Annotated in this window: 15 protein-coding genes; 7 read left to right on the plus strand and 8 right to left on the minus strand. The window is 72.9% G+C overall.

Annotated elements, in window-relative coordinates; all coding sequences use genetic code 11:
- The first annotated feature begins 219 nt into the window (after positions 1-219).
- From WMF20_RS37370 to WMF20_RS37390, 5 genes are all read left to right on the plus strand, one after another.
- Positions 220-579 carry a hypothetical protein gene (locus WMF20_RS37370; protein ID WP_437606558.1) on the plus strand — a complete coding sequence of 120 codons (360 nt, stop codon included), beginning with the start codon at positions 220-222 and terminating at the stop codon, positions 577-579.
- A 136-nt stretch (positions 580-715) separates the two neighbouring features.
- The gene (locus WMF20_RS37375; RefSeq protein WP_437606559.1) at positions 716-1,546 is read left to right on the plus strand and encodes an alpha/beta fold hydrolase; all 831 of its coding nucleotides are present in this window, start codon (positions 716-718) and stop codon (positions 1,544-1,546) included.
- A 585-nt stretch (positions 1,547-2,131) separates the two neighbouring features.
- A complete protein-coding gene (locus tag WMF20_RS37380) occupies positions 2,132-2,836 on the plus strand; it encodes a phosphoenolpyruvate--protein phosphotransferase (protein ID WP_437606560.1) in 705 nt (234 codons plus the stop codon).
- A gap of 633 nt (positions 2,837-3,469) precedes the next feature.
- On the plus strand, positions 3,470-5,770 hold the full coding sequence (locus WMF20_RS37385) for a CapA family protein (RefSeq protein ID WP_437606562.1): 2,301 nt from the start codon (positions 3,470-3,472) through the stop codon (positions 5,768-5,770).
- Positions 5,771-5,942: 172 nt separating this feature from the next.
- Positions 5,943-6,863: a M23 family metallopeptidase gene (locus WMF20_RS37390; protein ID WP_437606563.1), complete on the plus strand. Its 921-nt coding sequence runs from the start codon at positions 5,943-5,945 to the stop codon at positions 6,861-6,863.
- Positions 6,864-6,939: 76 nt separating this feature from the next.
- On the opposite strand, the gene WMF20_RS37395 is transcribed toward WMF20_RS37390, so the two are convergent.
- From WMF20_RS37395 to WMF20_RS37410, 4 genes are all read right to left on the minus strand, one after another.
- Positions 6,940-7,884: an RluA family pseudouridine synthase gene (locus tag WMF20_RS37395; protein WP_437606564.1), complete on the minus strand. Its 945-nt coding sequence runs from the start codon at positions 7,882-7,884 to the stop codon at positions 6,940-6,942.
- 5 nt (positions 7,885-7,889) lie between these two features.
- Positions 7,890-9,353 (minus strand): hypothetical protein, encoded by a 1,464-nt coding sequence (locus WMF20_RS37400; protein ID WP_437606566.1) that lies wholly within the window; start codon positions 9,351-9,353, stop codon positions 7,890-7,892.
- Positions 9,354-9,414: 61 nt separating this feature from the next.
- The gene (locus tag WMF20_RS37405; protein WP_437606568.1) at positions 9,415-10,989 is read right to left on the minus strand and encodes a hypothetical protein; all 1,575 of its coding nucleotides are present in this window, start codon (positions 10,987-10,989) and stop codon (positions 9,415-9,417) included.
- 89 nt (positions 10,990-11,078) lie between these two features.
- Positions 11,079-12,416, minus strand: a complete 1,338-nt coding sequence (locus WMF20_RS37410) for a Stp1/IreP family PP2C-type Ser/Thr phosphatase (protein WP_129578767.1) — start codon at positions 12,414-12,416, stop codon at positions 11,079-11,081.
- 282 nt (positions 12,417-12,698) lie between these two features.
- On the opposite strand from WMF20_RS37410, the gene WMF20_RS37415 reads away from it, so the two are divergent.
- Both WMF20_RS37415 and WMF20_RS37420 read left to right on the plus strand, forming a co-directional pair.
- Entirely contained in the window at positions 12,699-13,484 is a 786-nt protein-coding gene (locus WMF20_RS37415) for a hypothetical protein (protein WP_437606569.1), read from the plus strand.
- A 97-nt stretch (positions 13,485-13,581) separates the two neighbouring features.
- Entirely contained in the window at positions 13,582-14,760 is a 1,179-nt protein-coding gene (locus tag WMF20_RS37420; RefSeq protein WP_437606571.1) for a tetratricopeptide repeat protein, read from the plus strand.
- Between the two features lie 58 nt (positions 14,761-14,818).
- Here WMF20_RS37420 and WMF20_RS37425 read toward each other — a convergent pair whose 3' ends face one another.
- Genes WMF20_RS37425 through WMF20_RS37440 form a run of 4 tightly spaced genes read right to left on the minus strand, consistent with a single transcriptional unit; the run spans position 14,819 to position 18,418 of the window.
- Complete coding sequence (locus tag WMF20_RS37425; protein WP_437606572.1) at positions 14,819-15,382, minus strand: hypothetical protein; 564 nt, start codon at positions 15,380-15,382, stop codon at positions 14,819-14,821.
- A gap of 19 nt (positions 15,383-15,401) precedes the next feature.
- The gene (locus WMF20_RS37430; protein ID WP_437606574.1) at positions 15,402-16,529 is read right to left on the minus strand and encodes a hypothetical protein; all 1,128 of its coding nucleotides are present in this window, start codon (positions 16,527-16,529) and stop codon (positions 15,402-15,404) included.
- Positions 16,530-17,816 (minus strand): FecR domain-containing protein, encoded by a 1,287-nt coding sequence (locus WMF20_RS37435; RefSeq protein ID WP_437606575.1) that lies wholly within the window; start codon positions 17,814-17,816, stop codon positions 16,530-16,532.
- A complete protein-coding gene (locus WMF20_RS37440; protein WP_437606576.1) occupies positions 17,813-18,418 on the minus strand; it encodes an RNA polymerase sigma factor in 606 nt (201 codons plus the stop codon). The genes WMF20_RS37435 and WMF20_RS37440 overlap by 4 nt, the downstream gene beginning before the upstream one ends.
- Between the last annotated feature and the right edge of the window lie 27 nt (positions 18,419-18,445).

Genomic DNA, 18,445 nt, shown 5'->3' on the forward strand with positions numbered 1-18,445 from the left:
CGCCCGGACGGACACGTGTGCCCACGGCACGCCGATGCGCCCCGTAGCGCGCTCGGCGCCGCCCGGAGCACGCTCTTTCGACCTAGGACCGAGCCATCACGACGCTCGCGATCCCACCATTTCGGTTTGCTGCGCTTCACTTCTTCGCGCTGCGCTCCGGCTTCTTTTACCTACGCACACATGAACGAGCGAGAGAGAGAAGCCAAAATGCTCCGAGGGGTGTCCTCGCTCCTGGGACTTGGCAACAGCGAGCGGACGTTTCGGCTTTGGTTCGACCTTCTCAGGGGGCGAAAGGTCGTTCGCCTGTGGCCATCTGGTCTGATCCACCTGCGTTGCTCACGCGATTGGACGGATTGCCAAGATGAAGACCTCTCGGAGATCGTTGCCGTGGACGTTCGCCGCGGCAAGCTGACCCATGAGGAGGTAAAGCAATACGGCTACAAGGTCGACCCGGCAGATCTCCCGGAGTCGTGGTTCATCCATTTCGAAGGCCAAATGGTGCTCACCATCGTGTGCTTGGACATCGAGGTGGAGGAGCTCGACCTCGGGTCCCGGTATCCGCATCTCGCGCAATGGTGATGCCCCGGATGTGCCCCGAATCCCCTCCCTGAAGCGCCGCGGCCGAGCTCTGCTGATGGCGGTCCACGCCGCCTGCCGGGTCTCCCCCTCCCCAACCCTCTCCGCAGCCTGGCCGGAGGCGTCGTTTGCGCTAACCATGGCCGACATGGCCGACCTCTTTTTTACCCCGTCGGGCGTCCGGCTGCGTCGTCACTCGAGCCGCCCCGGCGACCTCAACTGGCTGTTCCTGCCGGGAGGACCCGGCATCGGCTCGGAAAGCCTCGAAGGGCTCGCCGACATCCTGGATGTGCCGGGGGCCACCTGGCTCGTCGATCTGCCTGGAGACGGCTCGAACCGCGACCCTCCTGGGAGCCTCGCGATTCCTTTTGATGCCTGGCCCCAAGTCGTGGCCGAGGCTGCCAGGGCGCTCCCGAAGGTCGTGTTCGCCGGGCATTCGACCGGCGGCATGTATCTGCTTTCGACGCCCGACCTGGAGCCGCACCTCGAGGCCCTGGCGCTTCTGGACACCGCGCCGGACGCCCTCTGGCATCCTCGCTTCGTGGAGATGACCCAGGCGAATCCGTTGCCCGACGTCGAGGCGGCGACTGCGATCTATGAAGCGGATCCGCGTGACGAGAACATCGCCGCGATTGCGGTGGCGTCCGCGGAATGGAACTTCACCCCGGCCGGGCTTTCGGCGGGACGCGAGCTCCTCGCGAGGATGCCCTACAACAGCGCGGCGGTCGCGTGGTCGGAGGCGAACTTCGACCACGTCTACCGGGCCTCGTGGTGGCCGACTCGAATGCCGGTCCTTCGATTGGCCGGCTCGGACGATCGGATCGTCTGGCAAGGCGGTTGGGGCGACCCGAGGTTCCAGACGCCCAACGTAATCGAGCGCGTCATCGAGGGCGCTGGGCACTTCCCCTGGATCGAGAATCCCCAGGCTGTGCGAGCGGCCTTCGCCGAACTGGCGCTCCGCATCGCCTGAGCCTCCTCCGACGGCAGGGCCTTTCAGATGACGCAACGGGGCTCGATCATCGTGTCGTCACAAGTCGAGCCGTCAGATCCACCACTATAAGCGCGCCGCGCGCAAGGTCGCTGAGCTCGGCCTGGGCGACTTCGCCCCACTGGATGAGGCGATCCCCGAGCTCCGAGGTATGAGCGGGTCGGTCGGAGGAGCTCTCGTGTTGGTGCGACCGGATGCCGGGGCGGCGAGCGACGGTGGCTCCTTCCGCGCCGCGCCGTCGAGTCAGGCGCCGACCCCGACCGATGATGCCGCGGGCCGCTCGACAGCGGCCGACGCGGCGGCGGAGGGTGGCCCGCTGGGCCCGCGTTGGGCCACGTCGGAGCCACCCTCGGCGGCGAAACGGCCGGAAGCCTACGGAACCGTTGTGCTTTCTGGCGATCGCTCCTCTCCGACCGGGAATTCCTGGCGGGATTTCTGACCTGCGGCGCCAGGGTGCAGCGAGCGCGCTCGCCGACACGTTCCGCCCGGTGGGGGGACCACCGCCGGTGTGCGCCGGAATCCGGCCCTCGCCTGGCCCTGCCTCCGAGACCGCGATAACAAGGCCTCATGAGGAAAGGCGCCTTTCTCGCCCGCCGGCTCCCGCCGAGCGGGTGTATCGTCGCAGGGACCAAGCTCGCCGCCCACCGGGAGGCGCTGAAATCGAAGAAGATCAAGCTCTCCACCAAGGTCGACACCTCGATCCAATCCGTCCTCGGAGCCACCGAGGCCCTCCAGGCGCTCGGGAGCACCGACGCCACGATGACCGAGATCGACCGCGGCACCGATCGGTGCATCGGGGCGTTCGGCAGTGTGCTCGACAGCATCGTGCGCGCGTTCGATCACGAAGGCATCCTGCCGCTCTCCGACGAGGAGGCCGCGCGCCGCGCCGACGCGGCGCTCGTGCGCTCCGAGGTGCTGTCGTCAGGCACCGACTTCCTCCGGCTCGTCCACTCCCAGCAATGGGTGCGCATGAGCGCGATGATCAAGGCGCTCGACGGCAAGGAGGTGAACGCCGCGGTGGAGCGACTCGGGCCCTCGGCCGAGGTAAGCCGGCTGCGGCGCTGGACCGAGCTCTATGGCAGGAAGCTCGGCGTCACCGAGGCCAAGGGCGCGGATCCGGCCGTCAAGGCGGTCGAGGCGTGGCACGAAGCCTACGGCGCGCTCATGGTGCACGTGCACGCCGAGTACGATGACGACAGGGACGAGACCCACGCGCTCCTGCGCGATCGTCTGCTCTCGCCGTACGAGGACGCGAGCCGAGAAGTTCGCTGAGCTCGCCGAGCGGATCGAACGCGAGCTGAAGCGCATGGATGATGCTGCAGCCGACGCGGTGTTTGGGCGTCAGCGCGAGAGACGCACACCCTAGCAGGACGGCGCCCGTGCAACGAGGCGTGCAGGAAGCGCCCTGATGGCCAGCCGCGATGAACGGCGCCGCCAAAGACGGCGCCGCTCCGTGCTCTGCACGCGCGCGCTGCCGGCCCACGGCGGTACGCCCCTATGCGACACATGCGCGCACCGCCACAGCGCGCCTTCCATGCGCACGCCTTACGCGCAGGAACACCTTGCCAGACCGACAAGACAACAAATCGCAGGCCGCTCCACTCGATCCCATAGCGAACGCCGACCCAAGCATGATAGTCTCGCAATAATCGTCTTTGTCTCCAACGCCGGCGCTGATACGGATCGAATCATGCATGGGTCGGCGCTCTCGCCGCCTCTGCGGCGAAGGCCGAGCGGCCAGTCGACGCTCGCGACCCTTTGAGGCCGGGAGAGAAACGCTGGTGTTCTGGTCGCACGGCATTTTTGCACGTGGGTGACCGGCCCGGCGGAGCTCTGCTCTGGCGTCGTCGTCCTCTTTTGATGTCGGCCGTCCTCGGACAGGACCCGCGCAGACCGGGAGCGATCATGGCAAGAAGGCGCGTCATCCCCACATTCACTCTCTCTTCGCTGTCCGCGTGCGCCGCGCTCTGCGCGTCGCTCCCCGGGGGCGAGGCGGCGGCGGCTTACCGCTTCGACGCGACCGAGGCGGCGTTCGACGCGACCTACGCGGCGACGCCCATCGACGTCACCGGCGTCGTCGTCGACGAGGCGGGGTCGCCGATCGCGGGGGCGGAGGTGACGGCCATCGGCTGGGGGAGCGGCGCGATCAACGACGGCGAGCTCGCGTTCACCGACGCGGCGGGCGCGTTCTCGCTGGCGGCGCTCGCGCGGCGCTCGGTGCTGCTGCGCGTCGAGGTGGACGGGTACTATACCGAGATCGTCCCCGCCGACCTGCACCGGCCGCTCGCCGCGGCCTCCGCCGCGGTCGGCCGCGTCGTGCTGACCGAGCAGCGCGCGGGCCGCGCGCGGCTCGTCGTCGGAGGCGACACGATGTTCGGGCGGCGCTTCGTCGACAGCGACGCCAACGGGGTCGAGGGGGAGGCCGGCGACCTGATCCGCCCGGGCACCCGGGAGGCGGACGCGCTCGCCGTCCTCTCCTTCCTGCGCGACGTCCTCTCGTCGGCCGACTACACGCAGGTGAACCTGGAGTCCCCCGTCACGGCCAACCCGGCGACGCCCCACCCGTACAAGTCGTTCACGTTCTTCTCCTACCCCGAGACGGCCCGGGCGCTCGCGCTCTCCGGCGTGGACGCCGTGAGCCTCGGCAACAACCACATGTTCGATTACATGGAGGGGGGCGTCGCCGACACGCTCATCCACGTGCCGAACGCCGGCCTCGACTGGTTCGGCGCCGGACCGGACAAGACGACGGCGAAGGGCACCGTGCTCTACCGGACCATCCGCGGCGTCGACATGGCCTTCCAGGGGTTCAACCAGCTCGTCAACGACGGGTCGACGGACGCGGCGTACACGCTCACCGCCTCCGACGGGCCCCCGCCCAAGGCCGGCGCGCTCGAGCTCAGCCTCGCGGAGATCAGCGACTTCATGGCGGAGGACGCGGTCGGGCGCTTCGGCATCCCGGTGGTGCACGGGGGCATCGAGTACAGCGATTATCCGTCGTCCGGCATGCGGCGGCGTTTCGTCCAGCTCGTCCAGAAGGGCGCCGGCATGGTCGTGGCGCACCACCCGCACACGATCCACGGCGTCGGGCTGTACGACGCCGGCGCCGGGCCCCGCTTCGTCTTCATGTCGCTCGGCAACATGGTCTTCGATCAGGACGTCTTCGAGACGTACCAGTCGTACCTCGCCGCGATCGACATCGACGAGGACTCGAGCGGCAACCGCGCGGTGCACCGCGTCCAGCTCATCCCGTTCCAGAACGAGGACTACGTCCCGAAGCTCGTGGGCGGCGCGTGGCTCGGGCGGGCGATCCGCCACATCGGCCACCTCTCCACGACGCTGCCGGCGGCGCCGTCGTCCGGCGAGGCGGCGGACGGCCTGACCGGGGCGGTCGTGTTCGCGAGCGGCCCGCGGGCCGCCGCGGTGAGCGGTCCGTCGCAGTACACGACGAGCGAGCACGTCGAGACGCGGATCGTGCCGCTCACGAGCCGCGCCACGGGGCCCATCGAGCACCTTCGGTCGGACGAAGCGGACTCGCTCGCCGCCCTCCGGACGAGCGCCGCCGCGAGCTGCGATTACGGCCGGGAGATCATGCTCTACGGCGACTTCGAGGACGGCGACGTCGACGACGCCTTCCACGAAGGCTCGATGTGGTCGATGAGCGAATTCCGCTACATCCAGAACAGCGTCGTCCACGGCGGGACCGGCGCGATGGTGTTCCTGCGCAAGTCGAGCAGCACCACGGAGGTCTCGACGTACATGAACAACCGCGTCAAGTTCGACCCCGGCCGCAAGCTGACCTTGACCGGGTTCCTGAAAGGCGACAACGCCGGGCAGGTGCGCGTGCAGGTCTACTGGTACACGAGCGGCGGGGCGAGCGTGTCGAACAGCGTCGTGCTCACGCGCGCGGCCGGCACCTACGACTGGCAGCGGTTCACGGTCGATCTCACCCCGCCGTCGAACGCCGGCTCCGTGCGGGTCTATTTCCGGGCGGGCTCGCCGGCGAGCGGCGAGGCCGCCGCGTTCCTCGACGACGTGTCGCTCATCGAGTGGGAGGGCACGGTCGCCGACGCGTCGCTCGGGTTCGCGCTCCCCACGCCGAACAACTGGAGCTTCGCGCGCTGCACCGCCGTGAATCCGGCGCTCACGAGCCTCGGCGTGACGATGACGCACCGGTCGTACGCGCTGGCCCCAGCGACGCCCTGAGGCCGCCGCCGCGGCGCGGCGGCGCGGGGCGGGAGCTCGGGACCGCGCTCGACCCGGGCAGGCGCGCGGGGGTCGCCTCGACTTCCGTGCTCTGCTTGGATAGCATGAGCGCGCGGCGCTCTGCCGTGGGCTCGACCCCTGCCCTGCGCTCGCGCGCCACGGACTCGCCCTCATGAAGCCATCGCGGAAATCGTCGTGTCTCGCTCCTGTGCTGGCCCTCGCCGCGGCCCTGGCCGGCTGCGGCTCGGACCCGGAGGGCCCTGATCTCGTGTGGCCGATCGGGGGGACGGACGAGATCCAGCCGATGTCGTCGAGCTTCGGGCCCCGCCTCCAGGCGTCGCGCGACGGCGTCTACGACTTTCATCGAGGCATCGACATCCCCACCCCCATGGGCACCCCGGTGTACGCGGTCGCCGACGGAAAGGTGACGCGCGCGGGCCGCTACAACGATTTCGAGGACGTCGTGGTGCAGATCGAGCACTGCGACGCGCCGGGCGCGTGCTTCTACAGCACCTACATCCACCTGACGATGCCGCTCGTCGAGGCCGGCGATCGGGTCGGGCGCGGAGAGCACATCGGCTACACCGGCCTCGCCGCGAGCAGCCTGTTCCCCCACCTGCACTTCGAGATCCGCGACGGAGGGACCGCAAAGGTGAATTGCGTGCACCCGCTCCGCTTCCTCCCGGCGCCGGCCGGTCTGCCGCCGGCGCTGGCCGTGCGCCGCACCGACAAGGACTCCACCTCGAGCGTCACGGCCGAGGTCGAGGTCACCCTGCCCGGCATCGCGCCAGGCCTCATCGAGGTCGCCGCCGCGACGGAGCGCCGCTCGACCGGAGAGGTCATCGAGGAGCGGGTGTTCAACTACGACGAGTGGAATCGCCAGTACACCGCGGAGGGAGACGCCGCGATCATCGACGAGCAGAGCCTCGGGGGCATCCGGATCGAGCCGGCGAAGTTCAACGCGCAGTCCTCGGCGTACGTCGTCGCGTTCCGCTTCAGCAACCTCGACGGGACGGCGTCGGCGGACGATCTCCGGATCACGGCGCGGGCGCGCGACGTGAACGGCCACGTCGTCGAGGCGAGCGCGCCCTGAGCCGCCGCGGCGCGGGCGCGCCGCGGCGACCGGGCGCGCGTGGAGGAGGGCGCGCGCCCGCGCCGCGGCGACCGGCTCAGGCCTCGCCGACCAGCGCCGCCATGTCCGCGGGCAGCGGCGACGTCACCACGAACGCGGGCACCGCGTCGCTGCCGCCCCACCCGATGTAGTGCGCGTGCAGCGCGTGGCGGCTCAGCCCCTCCACGGCGGGCCCGCCGTAGAGCGCGTCGCCGGCCAGGGGGTGCCCCACCGACGCGAAGTGCGCCCGGATCTGGTGCCGCAGCGCCCGCGGGGCGCGCGCCTCGACGAGCTCCCAGAGCCCCACCTGCCGCACGCGCTTGTACATCGTCGCCGCCGGCCGCGGCGCGTAGCGCGCCACGTCGCGCGGGTGGATGCACGGGTAGACCCGCTTCTTGTCCTTCGGGTGCGGCGCGAGCGGCACCTCGATCGAGCCCATCTCCGGCAGATCGCCGATCTGGCAGATCAGCAGGTAGCGCTTGTCGAGCCGCCCCTCCTTCAGCCCGGCGACGAGCGCCGCGAACGCCGCGGGCGTGCGCGCCGCGAGCACGAGGCCGCTCGTGTCCGTGTCCAGCCGGTGGCACAGCCCAGGCTCCCGCGGGGAGAAGCCGATCGCCGCCATCTCCGGGTACCGCGCCACGAGGGCGTTCGCGAGCGTCCCGCGCTCGCCGGGATCGAGCGGCGCCGTCGGCACCCCGGCGGGCTTGTTCACCACGACGACGTCGTCGCGCTCGAGCACCACGTCGAGCGGCGCGCCAGGATCCGGCGTCGCCGCCCCGGAGGCCTCCGTCGGCTCGACGTCGACCTCCAGCACCTCGCCCGCCGCCGCCACGTCGCCCTTCGACGCGCGCCGGCCGGCGCCGCTCTTCCCCACGCCGAGCACGCGCACGCGCCCCTCGGAGAACAGCCGCTTCGCGCCCGCCCGTCCCAGCCCGGGCAACAGCTGCACGAGCAGCTTGTCGAGGCGCGTCCCTGCATCCAGCTCGGTGATCGTGATCTTCATAGCTCCTACGGAATCGCCCCCTGCCACCCGAGGCCGAGCGCGGGCGCTCGCCGGCTCCCGACCACGCTCTCTCCTATCACTCCCAGCATGGGCAGGCCGAACCGGTTCCACGAGGGGCCGGCGCTGCGGGCGCCCGCCGCGGCCGGGCGCGTCACGCACCACGCGACGCCCGCCCCCAGCAGGAACCCGCCGGCCGTGGCGCCGACCCACGCCCGCTGCTGGGCCTCGGTCGGGGCGTCGAAGACGAGCGGGCTGGCGAGCGCGGCGGCGCCGAGGCCGCCGAGCAGCGCGCCCACGTCGACCGTCAGGACCTCCGACGCCGTGACGTCGAGCTGCGTCGCCGCCGCGGCCGCTGCCAGCCAGCCGAGCGCCGCGCCGTAGCCCATCCCCGCGATCGGCGTGCGCTGCACGTCGCCCCGCGCCGCCCACTCGACGAGCCCGCCCAGCATGAGCCCGAGCCCGCCGCCCGACTGCGCGAGCAGCGCGCCGCCGTCGGACATGCGGCCCAGCGAGAGCCCCATCGCGGCGAGCGTGATCCCGGCGCTCCCCCCGATGAGCCCGGCGGCCCAGCGCTCCTCGATCGGCTCCTCGGCGTGCTCCGCGAAGCGGCCCTGGTAGATGAGGTGGCCCGCGATCGTCGGCCACCAGGTGCCGGACCCGAGGTACCACGCGTCGGCCACGCCGACGTCCCACTCCTCGGCGATGATGATCGCCCCGCCGAGCCCGATGCCGGCCCCGACCGCGAGCAGCGGGTAGAGCAGGCGCGGATCGTCCGAGCCGCTCGATCGCTGGATCGAGAAGCCGACGAGGCCGCCGTAAAGGGTCGCGTTGGCCGCGAGCGTCGCCTTCCCCAGGCTGCGCGCCGGCGTGGCGAGGCGCCCGCGGCACCGCTCGGCGCACGGCGCCTCCTCTCCCGGCGGGGGCGACGCGGCGGCGCCGTCGAGCTCGGCCACGAGATCGCGGAGCATCACCGCGGCGCGCACCGCGACGTCGTCGCGCTCGACGCGCTCCACGCGCACCCGCAGCGATCGCGCGCCGCCGGACGCGAGCGCCAGCCGGAGCTCCACCTCGTCGCCGCGCAGGTCGAGGCTCGGCGCGATGAAGAGCCGGTCGCTCGAGCGCGCGCGCTCCAGGAGCTCGGCCTCGTCGACCGGCGATCGCGAGGCGGCGCGGCCTTCGAGATCGACCGACAGGCCGAGGTCCTGCGCCGTGTCCGAGAGGAGCCCGTCGAGCGCGCTGGCGAGCGGCGCGGCGCGCTCCGCGGCGTCGGGCGCGAGCGCCGTCGGGAGCACCACGGCCGCCCGCGCAGGCCGCGCAGGCTGCCCGGAGCCCGCGCGCTGCGCGGCATGCCCGACGCGCGCGGGCGGCGCGGCGCGCGCAGGCTCGGCCGACGCCGGCAGCGCCGCGGTGAACGCCGCGGCGAGCGCCAGGGCGCTCGCCAGGCCGCGGAGGTGCCGGGGGTCGATCATGGCGTCGATGCTTCGGCCCCGGCGGCGCGCGCCGCGGTGCCACCGCCGCTCGGGGCGTCGATCAGAACATGAACGTGCCGCTCGCGAAGATGTCGAACGTGTTGCTGTCGTTGACGTAGAAGCGGCGGCCGACCGCGTTGATGGTCGGGCGGTAGTTGGGGTTCGGGCTGCCGGTGACGGTGAAGGTCCCGTCGTTGTTCTGGCGGCGGCAGGGCCCGGCCGCGCCGATGCTGTCCTTGTACTGCGAGTTGCACGGCTGGTCGCCGCCGATGCCGTGCCCCTGATCGTGGCGGAAGCCCGCGCCGAGCTGGAACTTCACGATCTCGGCCGCCCTCCACGTCACGCTCGCCGAGGCGCGGTACGAGCCGAACGGCTGGATGTCGCTGAGCCCCGTGAAGTACGTCCGCTGCGAGCCCTGATCGATGACCGACGGCGCGCACGCGCGCGGGTCGCCGCTCCGGCAGGCGGCCACGCTGTACGCCTCGTTCTCGCGGAACGACGCCCACTGCGGCTGCCGCAGCGTGGGCGCGTCGCTCGAGCCGAGCGCGTCGAACAGCTCCGAGTAGTCGCGCCCCTCGGAGTGGTACTCGCCGGTGAAGCGCAGGTCGAGCGTGAGCCCGGTGAACTTCTCGCGGTTCTCCCAGGGGATGATCATCACGCCGAGCATCACGTTGCCGACGAGCGGCGGGTGGTTCACCAGCGACGTCTTCAGGTCGGTGAGGCCGTAGTCGCTCGACTCCTGCTGGAACTCGAACAGCGCCTTGAACCCGCCGTACGGCTCGATGTACTTGATCCGCTTCGACAGGTACGTGTGCACCTCGAGGCCGATCGTGCCGCGCGAGATGCCGGGCTCGCGCTGGGCGATCCGCCCCCCCTCGAGCCCGCCGTCAGCCGCGCCGTTCCGGTTGATGTCCGTCGGGTCGGCGCACTTCACCTGGCCGCTCTTCGGCGACTCGGTGCAGGCGTGCATCGCCTCGCTCACCGGGAAGCGCCCCTCGACGCCGAACAGCCAGGTCGGCTTCGTCCGGTCGCGCGCCTGGTTCATGATGTTCACGTCGAGGCCGACGGCGAGGTACTCGATGCCGCTCCGGTTCGGCGACGTGAAGGGCAGCGAGAACAGCTGCTCCCCGGGAGCGCCCGCGAGCACGACGCTCTGGTGGCCTTCGCTGCCGTCCAGACCCGTGAGCTCGCGCGAGTGGTTCAGGATGAGCGGCATCCGGAGGTAGAGCGCCAGGTCGCGGTAGAGGCCGACGTCGAGGCGCATGTTGAACTTCGAGGTCGCCTCGCTGTAGCTCGCGACGTTGAGCATGTTCGACGTGTAGCCGCCCGTCGACAGGCCCGGCGCGGCGATGTTCGTCTCGCGGCGGATCTTGGCGGTCTTCGACGCGTGCTCGAAGCCGAAGCTGAAGTTCAGATCGAAGTTGTCGCCCTCGTCGAACGCGTCGACGACGCTCGTGAGCTCGCCGGTCTCCATCATGAGCCGCGGCTCGGTGGCGCTCCGCGGCTCGTCCGCGGCCGCGGGGGACGCCGCGAGGACCGCCGCCGCAGCGACGGCGAGCGACGCGAACGCCGAGCCCCCAGCCATGCCGATGGCGACGCGAGCGAGATGGCCTTCGCAGTACCTTCTGCCGTGCATGCTCATGGTTATCCGTCGGACGGACGCTACCGGCCGGGGTAGGAGGGTGTCAATCTGCGAATCGCTCGCCCGGGGCGCGGCGGCGGGGATCAGCGGGCGGACGAGCGCTCCTCGGCGGAGAACGGGCTCTTCCCCTCCTCGCTGTCGGGGAAGATCTCGTTCGTGATGTCCTCCGCGGCGAGCTCCTCGCGGGCGGTGGTCAGGTCGCGCGACGTCTGGTCGAGCCGGTCGGCGAGCACGCCGAGGAACTGCCAGAGCAGCTTGACCGCGAGCTCGTGCTCCTTGCGGAGGATCTCGAAGAAGTCGGCGCGGCGGACGGCGATGAGCTCGCTCTGCTCGACGGCCGAGACGGTGGCCGAGCGCGGCATGCTGCGGATGAGCGCCATCTCGCCGAAGTGCTCGCCCGGGCCGACCTCGCTCAGCACGGCGTCGCCGCGGACGATCCGGACGAGGCCCGAGAGCACGATGAACAGCTCGTCGCCGCGATCGCCCTCGCGGACCACGACCTGGCCGGGCTCGAACGAGAGCACCTCGGCGACCTGCATGACCCGGAGCATCTCGCGCTCGTGGAGGCGCGCGAAGAGCGGCATCTTCGCGAGCACGTCGCGCTTCAGCGCGAGCAGCCGCGCGCGGACGCTGTCGCGGTGATCGCCCGCGCCGAGCCGCACGAGGACGGCGGTGATGTTGTCCTTGCCGCCCTTCCTGTTCGCGAGATCGATGAGGCCGTTCGCGGCGACCTCGCCGTTCTCCTCCTCGAAGAACGGCTCGAGCTCGGCGGTGTGCGCGATGTACCCGTGGAGCCCGTCGGACGCGAGGAGGAACTGATCGCCCGGGAGCACCTCGATCGTGAGCGTGTCGACCTCGACGCGCTCGTACACGCCGACGGCGCGGGTGATCGCGTTCTTCTGCGCGACCTTCTCGATCTGATCGCGCGTGAGCTTCCCGCGCTTGATGAGCTCGTTGTAGACGGTGTGGTCCTCGGTGACCTGCTGGATGCGGCCCTCGCGGAGGAGGTAGATGCGGCTGTCGCCGACGTGGGCGATGTAGCCGTGCGAGCCGGCGATGAGGAGCGCGGAGAGCGTCGTGCCCATGCCGCGCTTCGTCGCGTCGGCCTTCGCCTCCTCGTGGATCCGCGCGCACGCGCGCTGGACGGCGTGCTCGAGCAGGCTGAGGACCTCCTTCATCGCGGCGCGCCGCACGTTGCTGCGCGCCTGGTTCTCGATGAGGTCCCGCTCCTTCTTGAGCTCCTCGTGGATGATGCGGACGGCGAGCGCGCTCGCGACCTCGCCCGCGGCGTGTCCGCCCATTCCGTCGGCAACCACAAAGAGCGCGAGCTTCTTGTCGACGAGGTAGTTGTCCTCGTTGTGGTCCCGCATGCGGCCGACGTCGGTGGCCGCATAAAACCTGATGTTTTCGGACAGGCCCATCGGTTCGGGCAGGCTACCCGAGGGCGCGGGAGGAAATCACTAGCGATTGCGCCCACCGCGAACGGGACGACCGCCTCCCGTCGTCCTCGCGCTCGCCGCGCCGGCCTCGCGCTCGCCGCGCCGGCCTCGCGCTCGCCGCGCCGGGCCTCGCGCTCGCCGCGCCGGGCGCGCCCGGGGCGTGCGTGCGCCGTCGGGAGGCGCTCGGGGTGCGGGTGGGGAATCGACCGCGTGGCCGCGGCTGCGAGCCGCGGTACATTCGGAACGCGTAGAATGGGAGGTTCGATGCGGCTCGTCCTCTTCGATAACACCGACGTCGGGTGGGGCCGCGCGCGGCGGGCGAGCGGCGCGCCCCGCCGGCGCGACGGCGCGGAGCTCGCGCGCGGCGCGGCCGCCGAGGCCGCGGACCTCGCGCGCGGCGCGGCCGCCGAGGCCGCGGACCTCGCGCGCGGCGCGGCCGCCGAGCCCGCGGACCTCACGGTCCTGGGCGAGGCGGTGGGCGCGACGATCGGGCTCTCGCCGATCTGGCGCGCCGGGGCGCTCCTCCACCGCATGCGGGGCGCGGCCGACGCGGGGCTCGCCGCCTCGAGCTGGGCCGAGGCGCTCGGGTGGGCGGCGCGGACGGCGCGCGAGCGCGGCCGGAAGATCGCGTCGCTGCAGGCCTGGGGCCACGGCGGCTGGGGGTACATGCGCCTCGGGGCGACCCGGCTCGACGAGGCCGCGCTCCGGCCGGGCTCGCCGCTCGACGCGGCGCTCGACGCGCTGCGGGCCGAGCTCGCGGGGCCCGACGCCCTCGTGTGGCTCCGCTGCTGCAGCGCGTTCGGCCACACCGGCCAGGCGTTCGCGCGGGCGCTCGCGGGCCGGCTCGGCTGCCGGGTCGCGGGGCACACGTACATCATCGCGTTCTATCAGAGCGGGACGCACTCCCTGCGCCCGGGCGAGGCGCCGTCGTGGGATCCGCGCGAGGGCGTGCGCTTCTCCGGCGAGCAGCCGGCGGGCGCCCTGTGGTCGTCGCGCGCGGCCCCGAACACCGTCTCGTGCCTGACGGCCGATCTCCCGCCGGGGTATTGACGCCCGCGCGCCCGCCGCGCGGGCTGGGCCGCTCCCGCGGCGACGCGCGCCCCGGCGGCGCTCGACCCGCTTCGTCGCGCCGGCGTACCCTGCCGCCATGACGCCGCCCGACGCGCAGCGCGCCCGCGCGCTCGACCTGCTGAGCCGAGGAGACATGGCCGGCGGCATCGCCGGGCTCGAGGGGTACCTCGCGGGCGCGCCGGACGACGCGGGGGCGTGGCTCGCGCTCGGGGCGGCATACTCGGCGGAGGGCCGCTGGGCGGACGCGGCGCCGGCGCTCGCGGCCGCGGTGGAGCGAGGCGGCGGCGACGCCGAGGCGCGCCTCGCCTACGCCCGCGCGCTGGTCCGCCTCGGCCGGCTCGACGACGCGGCCGCCGAGCTCCGGCGGGGCGCCGCGATCGAGCCGCCCGACCCGCGGGTGCTGCGCGAGCTCGGGATCGTGCTCTACGACGAGCGCCTCTACGACGAGGCGGCGCGCTGGCTCGCGCGGGCGTGCGAGGCGGCGCCGGACGACGGGCGGGCGGCCTTCGCGCTCGGGCTCGCGCACGAGGCGCGGCGGGACATCGCGCCGGCGATCGCGGCGTACCGCGAGGCGGTGCGGCGCGCGCCCGCGTTCGCCGACGCGCGGCTCACGCTCGCCGACGCGCTCGCGTCGATCGGAGAGCACGAGCAGGCGCTCCGCGAGCTCGAGGCGCTGCTCGCGCGCGAGCCGGGCCACGAGCGGGCGGCGAGCAACCGCGAGGTGCTGAGGCGCGCGCTCGCCGAGATGCGCGCGCGCCGGCTGCTCGGCAAGACGGAGCGGGAGCTCGCGCGGTCGGCGCTCGTCGTCGAGGCGCAGCTCAGGCGCCGCGAGACGCTGGCGCCGCCCGTCCCGGTGGAGGGCGGCGGCGCGCGGCGGATCGTCCGCTACACGGCGCCGCTCCTCGAGCTCCACGTGACGCTCGACGCGGGCGGGGGCACGATCGAGGCGCTGCACCTCGCGCTGACCGATCCGGACCGCGCCGCGCGCGCCGAGGACGACGTCTTCGAGGTCACCGTGATCGGCGAGGACGGCCGGCAGGCGCCCGTGAGCTACGCGACGGGCGCGTCGCTCACGTTCCTGCGCGAGGCGCTCGGCTGCCCGATGACGCAGGCGAGCGCGCTCTACGCGTCGCTGCTCAAGGGGAGCCCGTCGATCGACTGGGGCGGCGCGACGCTGCGGTTCGCGAGCGTCCCGGGCACCGCGGGGAGGCCCGGCGGCGAGCGGCACGGCATCCTGGTCAGCCGGCGCGGCTAGCGGTGCCCGCCGGCGAGGATCTCAGGCGACGCGGCACCCGGTTCGCCGATCGCGACCTTCAGTCACATTCGTACTTCCACATGCAGAAGCCCTGCTCGTCGACGAGACCGGGCCCGTGGCGCAGGTGCCAGCACTCCATACCGTTCGGGCACGTGGTGTCCTCGTCGCAGGGCAACGAGCAGACCGAGTTGCACACGGGCGTGGCGGTCCCGCTCTGCGGCTGCGGGCAGTCCGCCGCCGTCTCGCACTCGTACATGCAGACCGCCGCCACGTCGCACCACATCGATCCATCTTCCTGTCTCTCGGCCACGTACGCCGCCGAGCACATGCGCTCTTCGCCGTCCGGTCCGGGATCCGGACAGACGAGGGGGAGGGCGAAGGAGCTCTCGTCCTCGGGGGAAACGACGCAGGCAGCCCACGGCCCCTCGGTAGCCCCCGCGACGGAGGTCGCCAGGTGAACTTCCACGATCGGATCGACGTGGCTGTCGAAGCACGCCGCCGGCGCGCACGCGAAGGCCATCGACAAGGCAAGAGCCCAGAGCTTCGTCACCGTGATCTTCATGCAGCCCTCCACGCCAGGCGCCCGAGCGCCCGGCGTCCAGACGTTCTGTAGTGAGGTCACGACAGCCGCCCTCTTCGGCTCACGGCAGCGCGACCTCCACCCCGAGGGATGCGCCCAGGAACGGGCGACCCCACGTGTCGGCCGCGCGGCCAGCGGCGTCGATCACGATGCGCGGCGTTGCGATCCCGGCGAGGAAGTGCTCGCTGATGCGCAGGTACGGAACCGGCGCGAACGAGAGCCCCGCGCGCAGGTACGGCGCGAGCGCGTACGCGTCGTCCGACGCGCCGACGTACTCGGGCGAGCGGCCTTCGCCCTCGACATGCAGCCAGGCGGCGGCGAGCCCCGCGCCGACCGAGGGCAGCCACGCGGCGTCGCTGGGGCCGAGCGGGACGCGCACCCCGAGGGCGGCGAGCGCCACCCGCACGTGCCGCGTGCCCTCTTTGCCCTCTCGGCTCACGCTGCCGAGCGGGATCTGGGCGAAGGAGGAGAGCCCGAGTCGAGACCCGATCATCGCGTACCCCGACACATCCAGCATCGGGGAGGCGGGCACACCGCCTGCGCTCCACAGCAGGGCGGGCGCCGCCCCGACGCCGAACGTCGGCGCGCTCCGGGTCTCGCCTGGCCTGGACGGCGGAGCGGGCGGCGCGCGGGAGGCGCCGTCGGCGCGCGGGCGCGCGGCGGCGACGGGCGCCGGCTTGGCCGGCGGCGGTCGCTGCGCGTCGACGGCGGTCCTGGCCTTCGGCTCGGCGCCGACCTCGCCCCGCGACGGCTGGGGCGAGCGCACCTCCAGGAGGCTCGCGCGCAGGAGCTCCACCGCGCGGATCGCGACCGTGGGGGGATCGTCGTCCATCACGGTGCGCTGGACCGACTCGCCCGTCGCGCCATGCTCGATCGAGACATCGACGCCACCCGGCACCTCCCTCACCCGGATCACCGCCGCCGCGCCGTCCTCTCGCGCGCTCGCCTCGACGGGCCCGCGCGAGGGCGGATCCGCGTCGCCCCGCACGACCACGACCGTGAACCCGAGCGTCGCGAGCTCGGCGTAGACGCGGGCCATGATGGAGTCGGTCCGGCGATCGGCGATCAGGACGACCTTCGGGCGTGGCGGCTCCGGCGGCGCCGCGCGCGCCCCGGATGCGCCGAGGAGGCAGAGCCCGATCGCCCAGGCTCCGCCGCGCGCCGCGCGCGCCGTCCTTCGCGATCGCACTCACTCCTCCTCGAGGAGGCTCTTGGCGTGATCGGCGTGGGGCCCCGCCGGATAGCGCTCCAGGTAGCGCCGCGCGGCCTCCCGGGCCCCGCTGTCCGAGCCCATCAGCGCTCTGCATTCGATGATCCTCCCGAGCGCTTCCTGCGCCAAGGATCCGCCCGGCTGCTCTCCGAGGTACACGCCGAACCAACGCTCGGCCTCGGCGTAGGATCGCCGCTGGTCGAACGCCATCCGGCCGAGATGGAAGGCGGCCTTCGCCGCCTCGCCCGAGCCCGCGAACCGGCTCCGCGCCGCGGTGAGCGCCGCCGCCGCGCGCTCCGGCTTCCCCGAGAAGCGCGCGGCGTCGGCGAGCATCAGCAGATCCGCCGCGCTCGCGCGGGCGGCGAGCCGGTCGAAGCCCTCGGCCTCGGCCGCCGTCATGGCCTCGTCGTACCTGTTGGCGTCCACGAGGTCGCGCCAGCTCGGCCCGCGCGTGGATGCGCCCGCGGTCTTCGCGACCGTGTCGCCGGTCGCCGCCGGGGCCGGCCCGGAGGCCGCCGGAGCGATGGGCGCGGCCGGGGCGATGGGCGTGGACGACGGCGGAGGCGGGCCCTTGGCGCGCGGTTCCCCGCGCGTGAGCTCGAAGCGCTGCTCTTTGCAGAAGACCTCGAGCGTCTCTCCCGCAGCGACGGCGCGCCGCCCCCCCACGAGCGGCCCCGACACGGCGACCGATCCTTCCCGCAGCACCAGCGTGAGCTCCTCGTCCACCGGGGACCAGCTCAGCTCGAAGCGCGTACCCGTCACCAGCACATCGAACGGGCCGACGTCGAAATTCCAGGTGCTCGTCGCGGTGTGGGTCACCGTCGCCGTGAGCCGGCCGGCTTCCAGCAGCACCCGCGCCCCGCGAGCGTCGGCGGCCACCACGCGCGCCCGGGCGTTCGCGTCCAGCGCGAGCGACGTGCCGTCCGAGAAGCGGATCGGCAGAGGAGCATCCGCGGCGGCGATCCACGTCCCGACCTGCCCTTGCGCCGACCCGACCGAGAACGAGAGCGACCTCGACGAGGGGAGCAGGACGAGGAGCAGGACCGCACAAGCGCCTGCCAGCGCGACGAAGGCCGCGGGCGCGATCCACCGAGGGCGCGCGGGTCCGAGGCGGGCAGCCCCGGGACGCGCGGCTCCGCCGGCCGCGCGCTCCAGGAATCGCTCGCGCGCGCCCTCGAGATCTTGCGCCGCGAGCGCCTCATCCTGGGCGCGGCCGAGCTCACGGAGACGGTCGAGCGAGGGGCGGTCGCCCTTGACGAGCCTCATTTCAGCCACTCCTCGAGCGCGGGTTGGTCCCGCGCCGCCTCGAGGAAGTTGGCTTCCGCGCGGGCCAGCCTCCGCTTGATGGTCGCGAGCGAGACGCCGCACGCGTCGGCGACCTCCTGGAGCTCCATGCCGTCGATGCGCCGCAACGCGAACGCGATGCGCTCGTCGGCCGGGAGCCGGTCCAGCGCTCGATAGGTCGCGCGCAGCGCCTCGTGCGCGTCGCCTTCGTACGGGCGCGCCACGAGGGGCGGGAGCTCGTCGGGGGCGAAGAAGAGGAGCCATCTCCGGCGCGCGCGCCGCTGGATGCAGGTGCGCGCCGTGAACACCGCGACCGACGTCATCCACGCCTTCAGCGCCGCCGGATCGCGCAGGGTGTCGAGGGAGGACAGCGCGCGGACGAAGGCGTCGTGGTGAGCGTCGGACAGGTCGCGGCTGCTGCCGAGCAGCCGGCCGAGGACGCGGAGCACGTGCCCGGAGAAGCGATCGTGAAAGGCGGCGAGGGCGGCGGGGTGCCTCGCGCGGAGCCCCTCCACGAGCGCCTCGTCGCTCGCGTAGGCGACCACGCCGAGCCTTCGAGGGGGGGCGAGAGCTCGGGCGCGCATCACCATGATCGTAGGGCTCCGCTGGAC

The organism is Sorangium sp. So ce834 (assembly GCF_051521425.1).
Classification (GTDB): domain Bacteria; phylum Myxococcota_A; class Polyangia; order Polyangiales; family Polyangiaceae; genus Sorangium; species Sorangium cellulosum_D.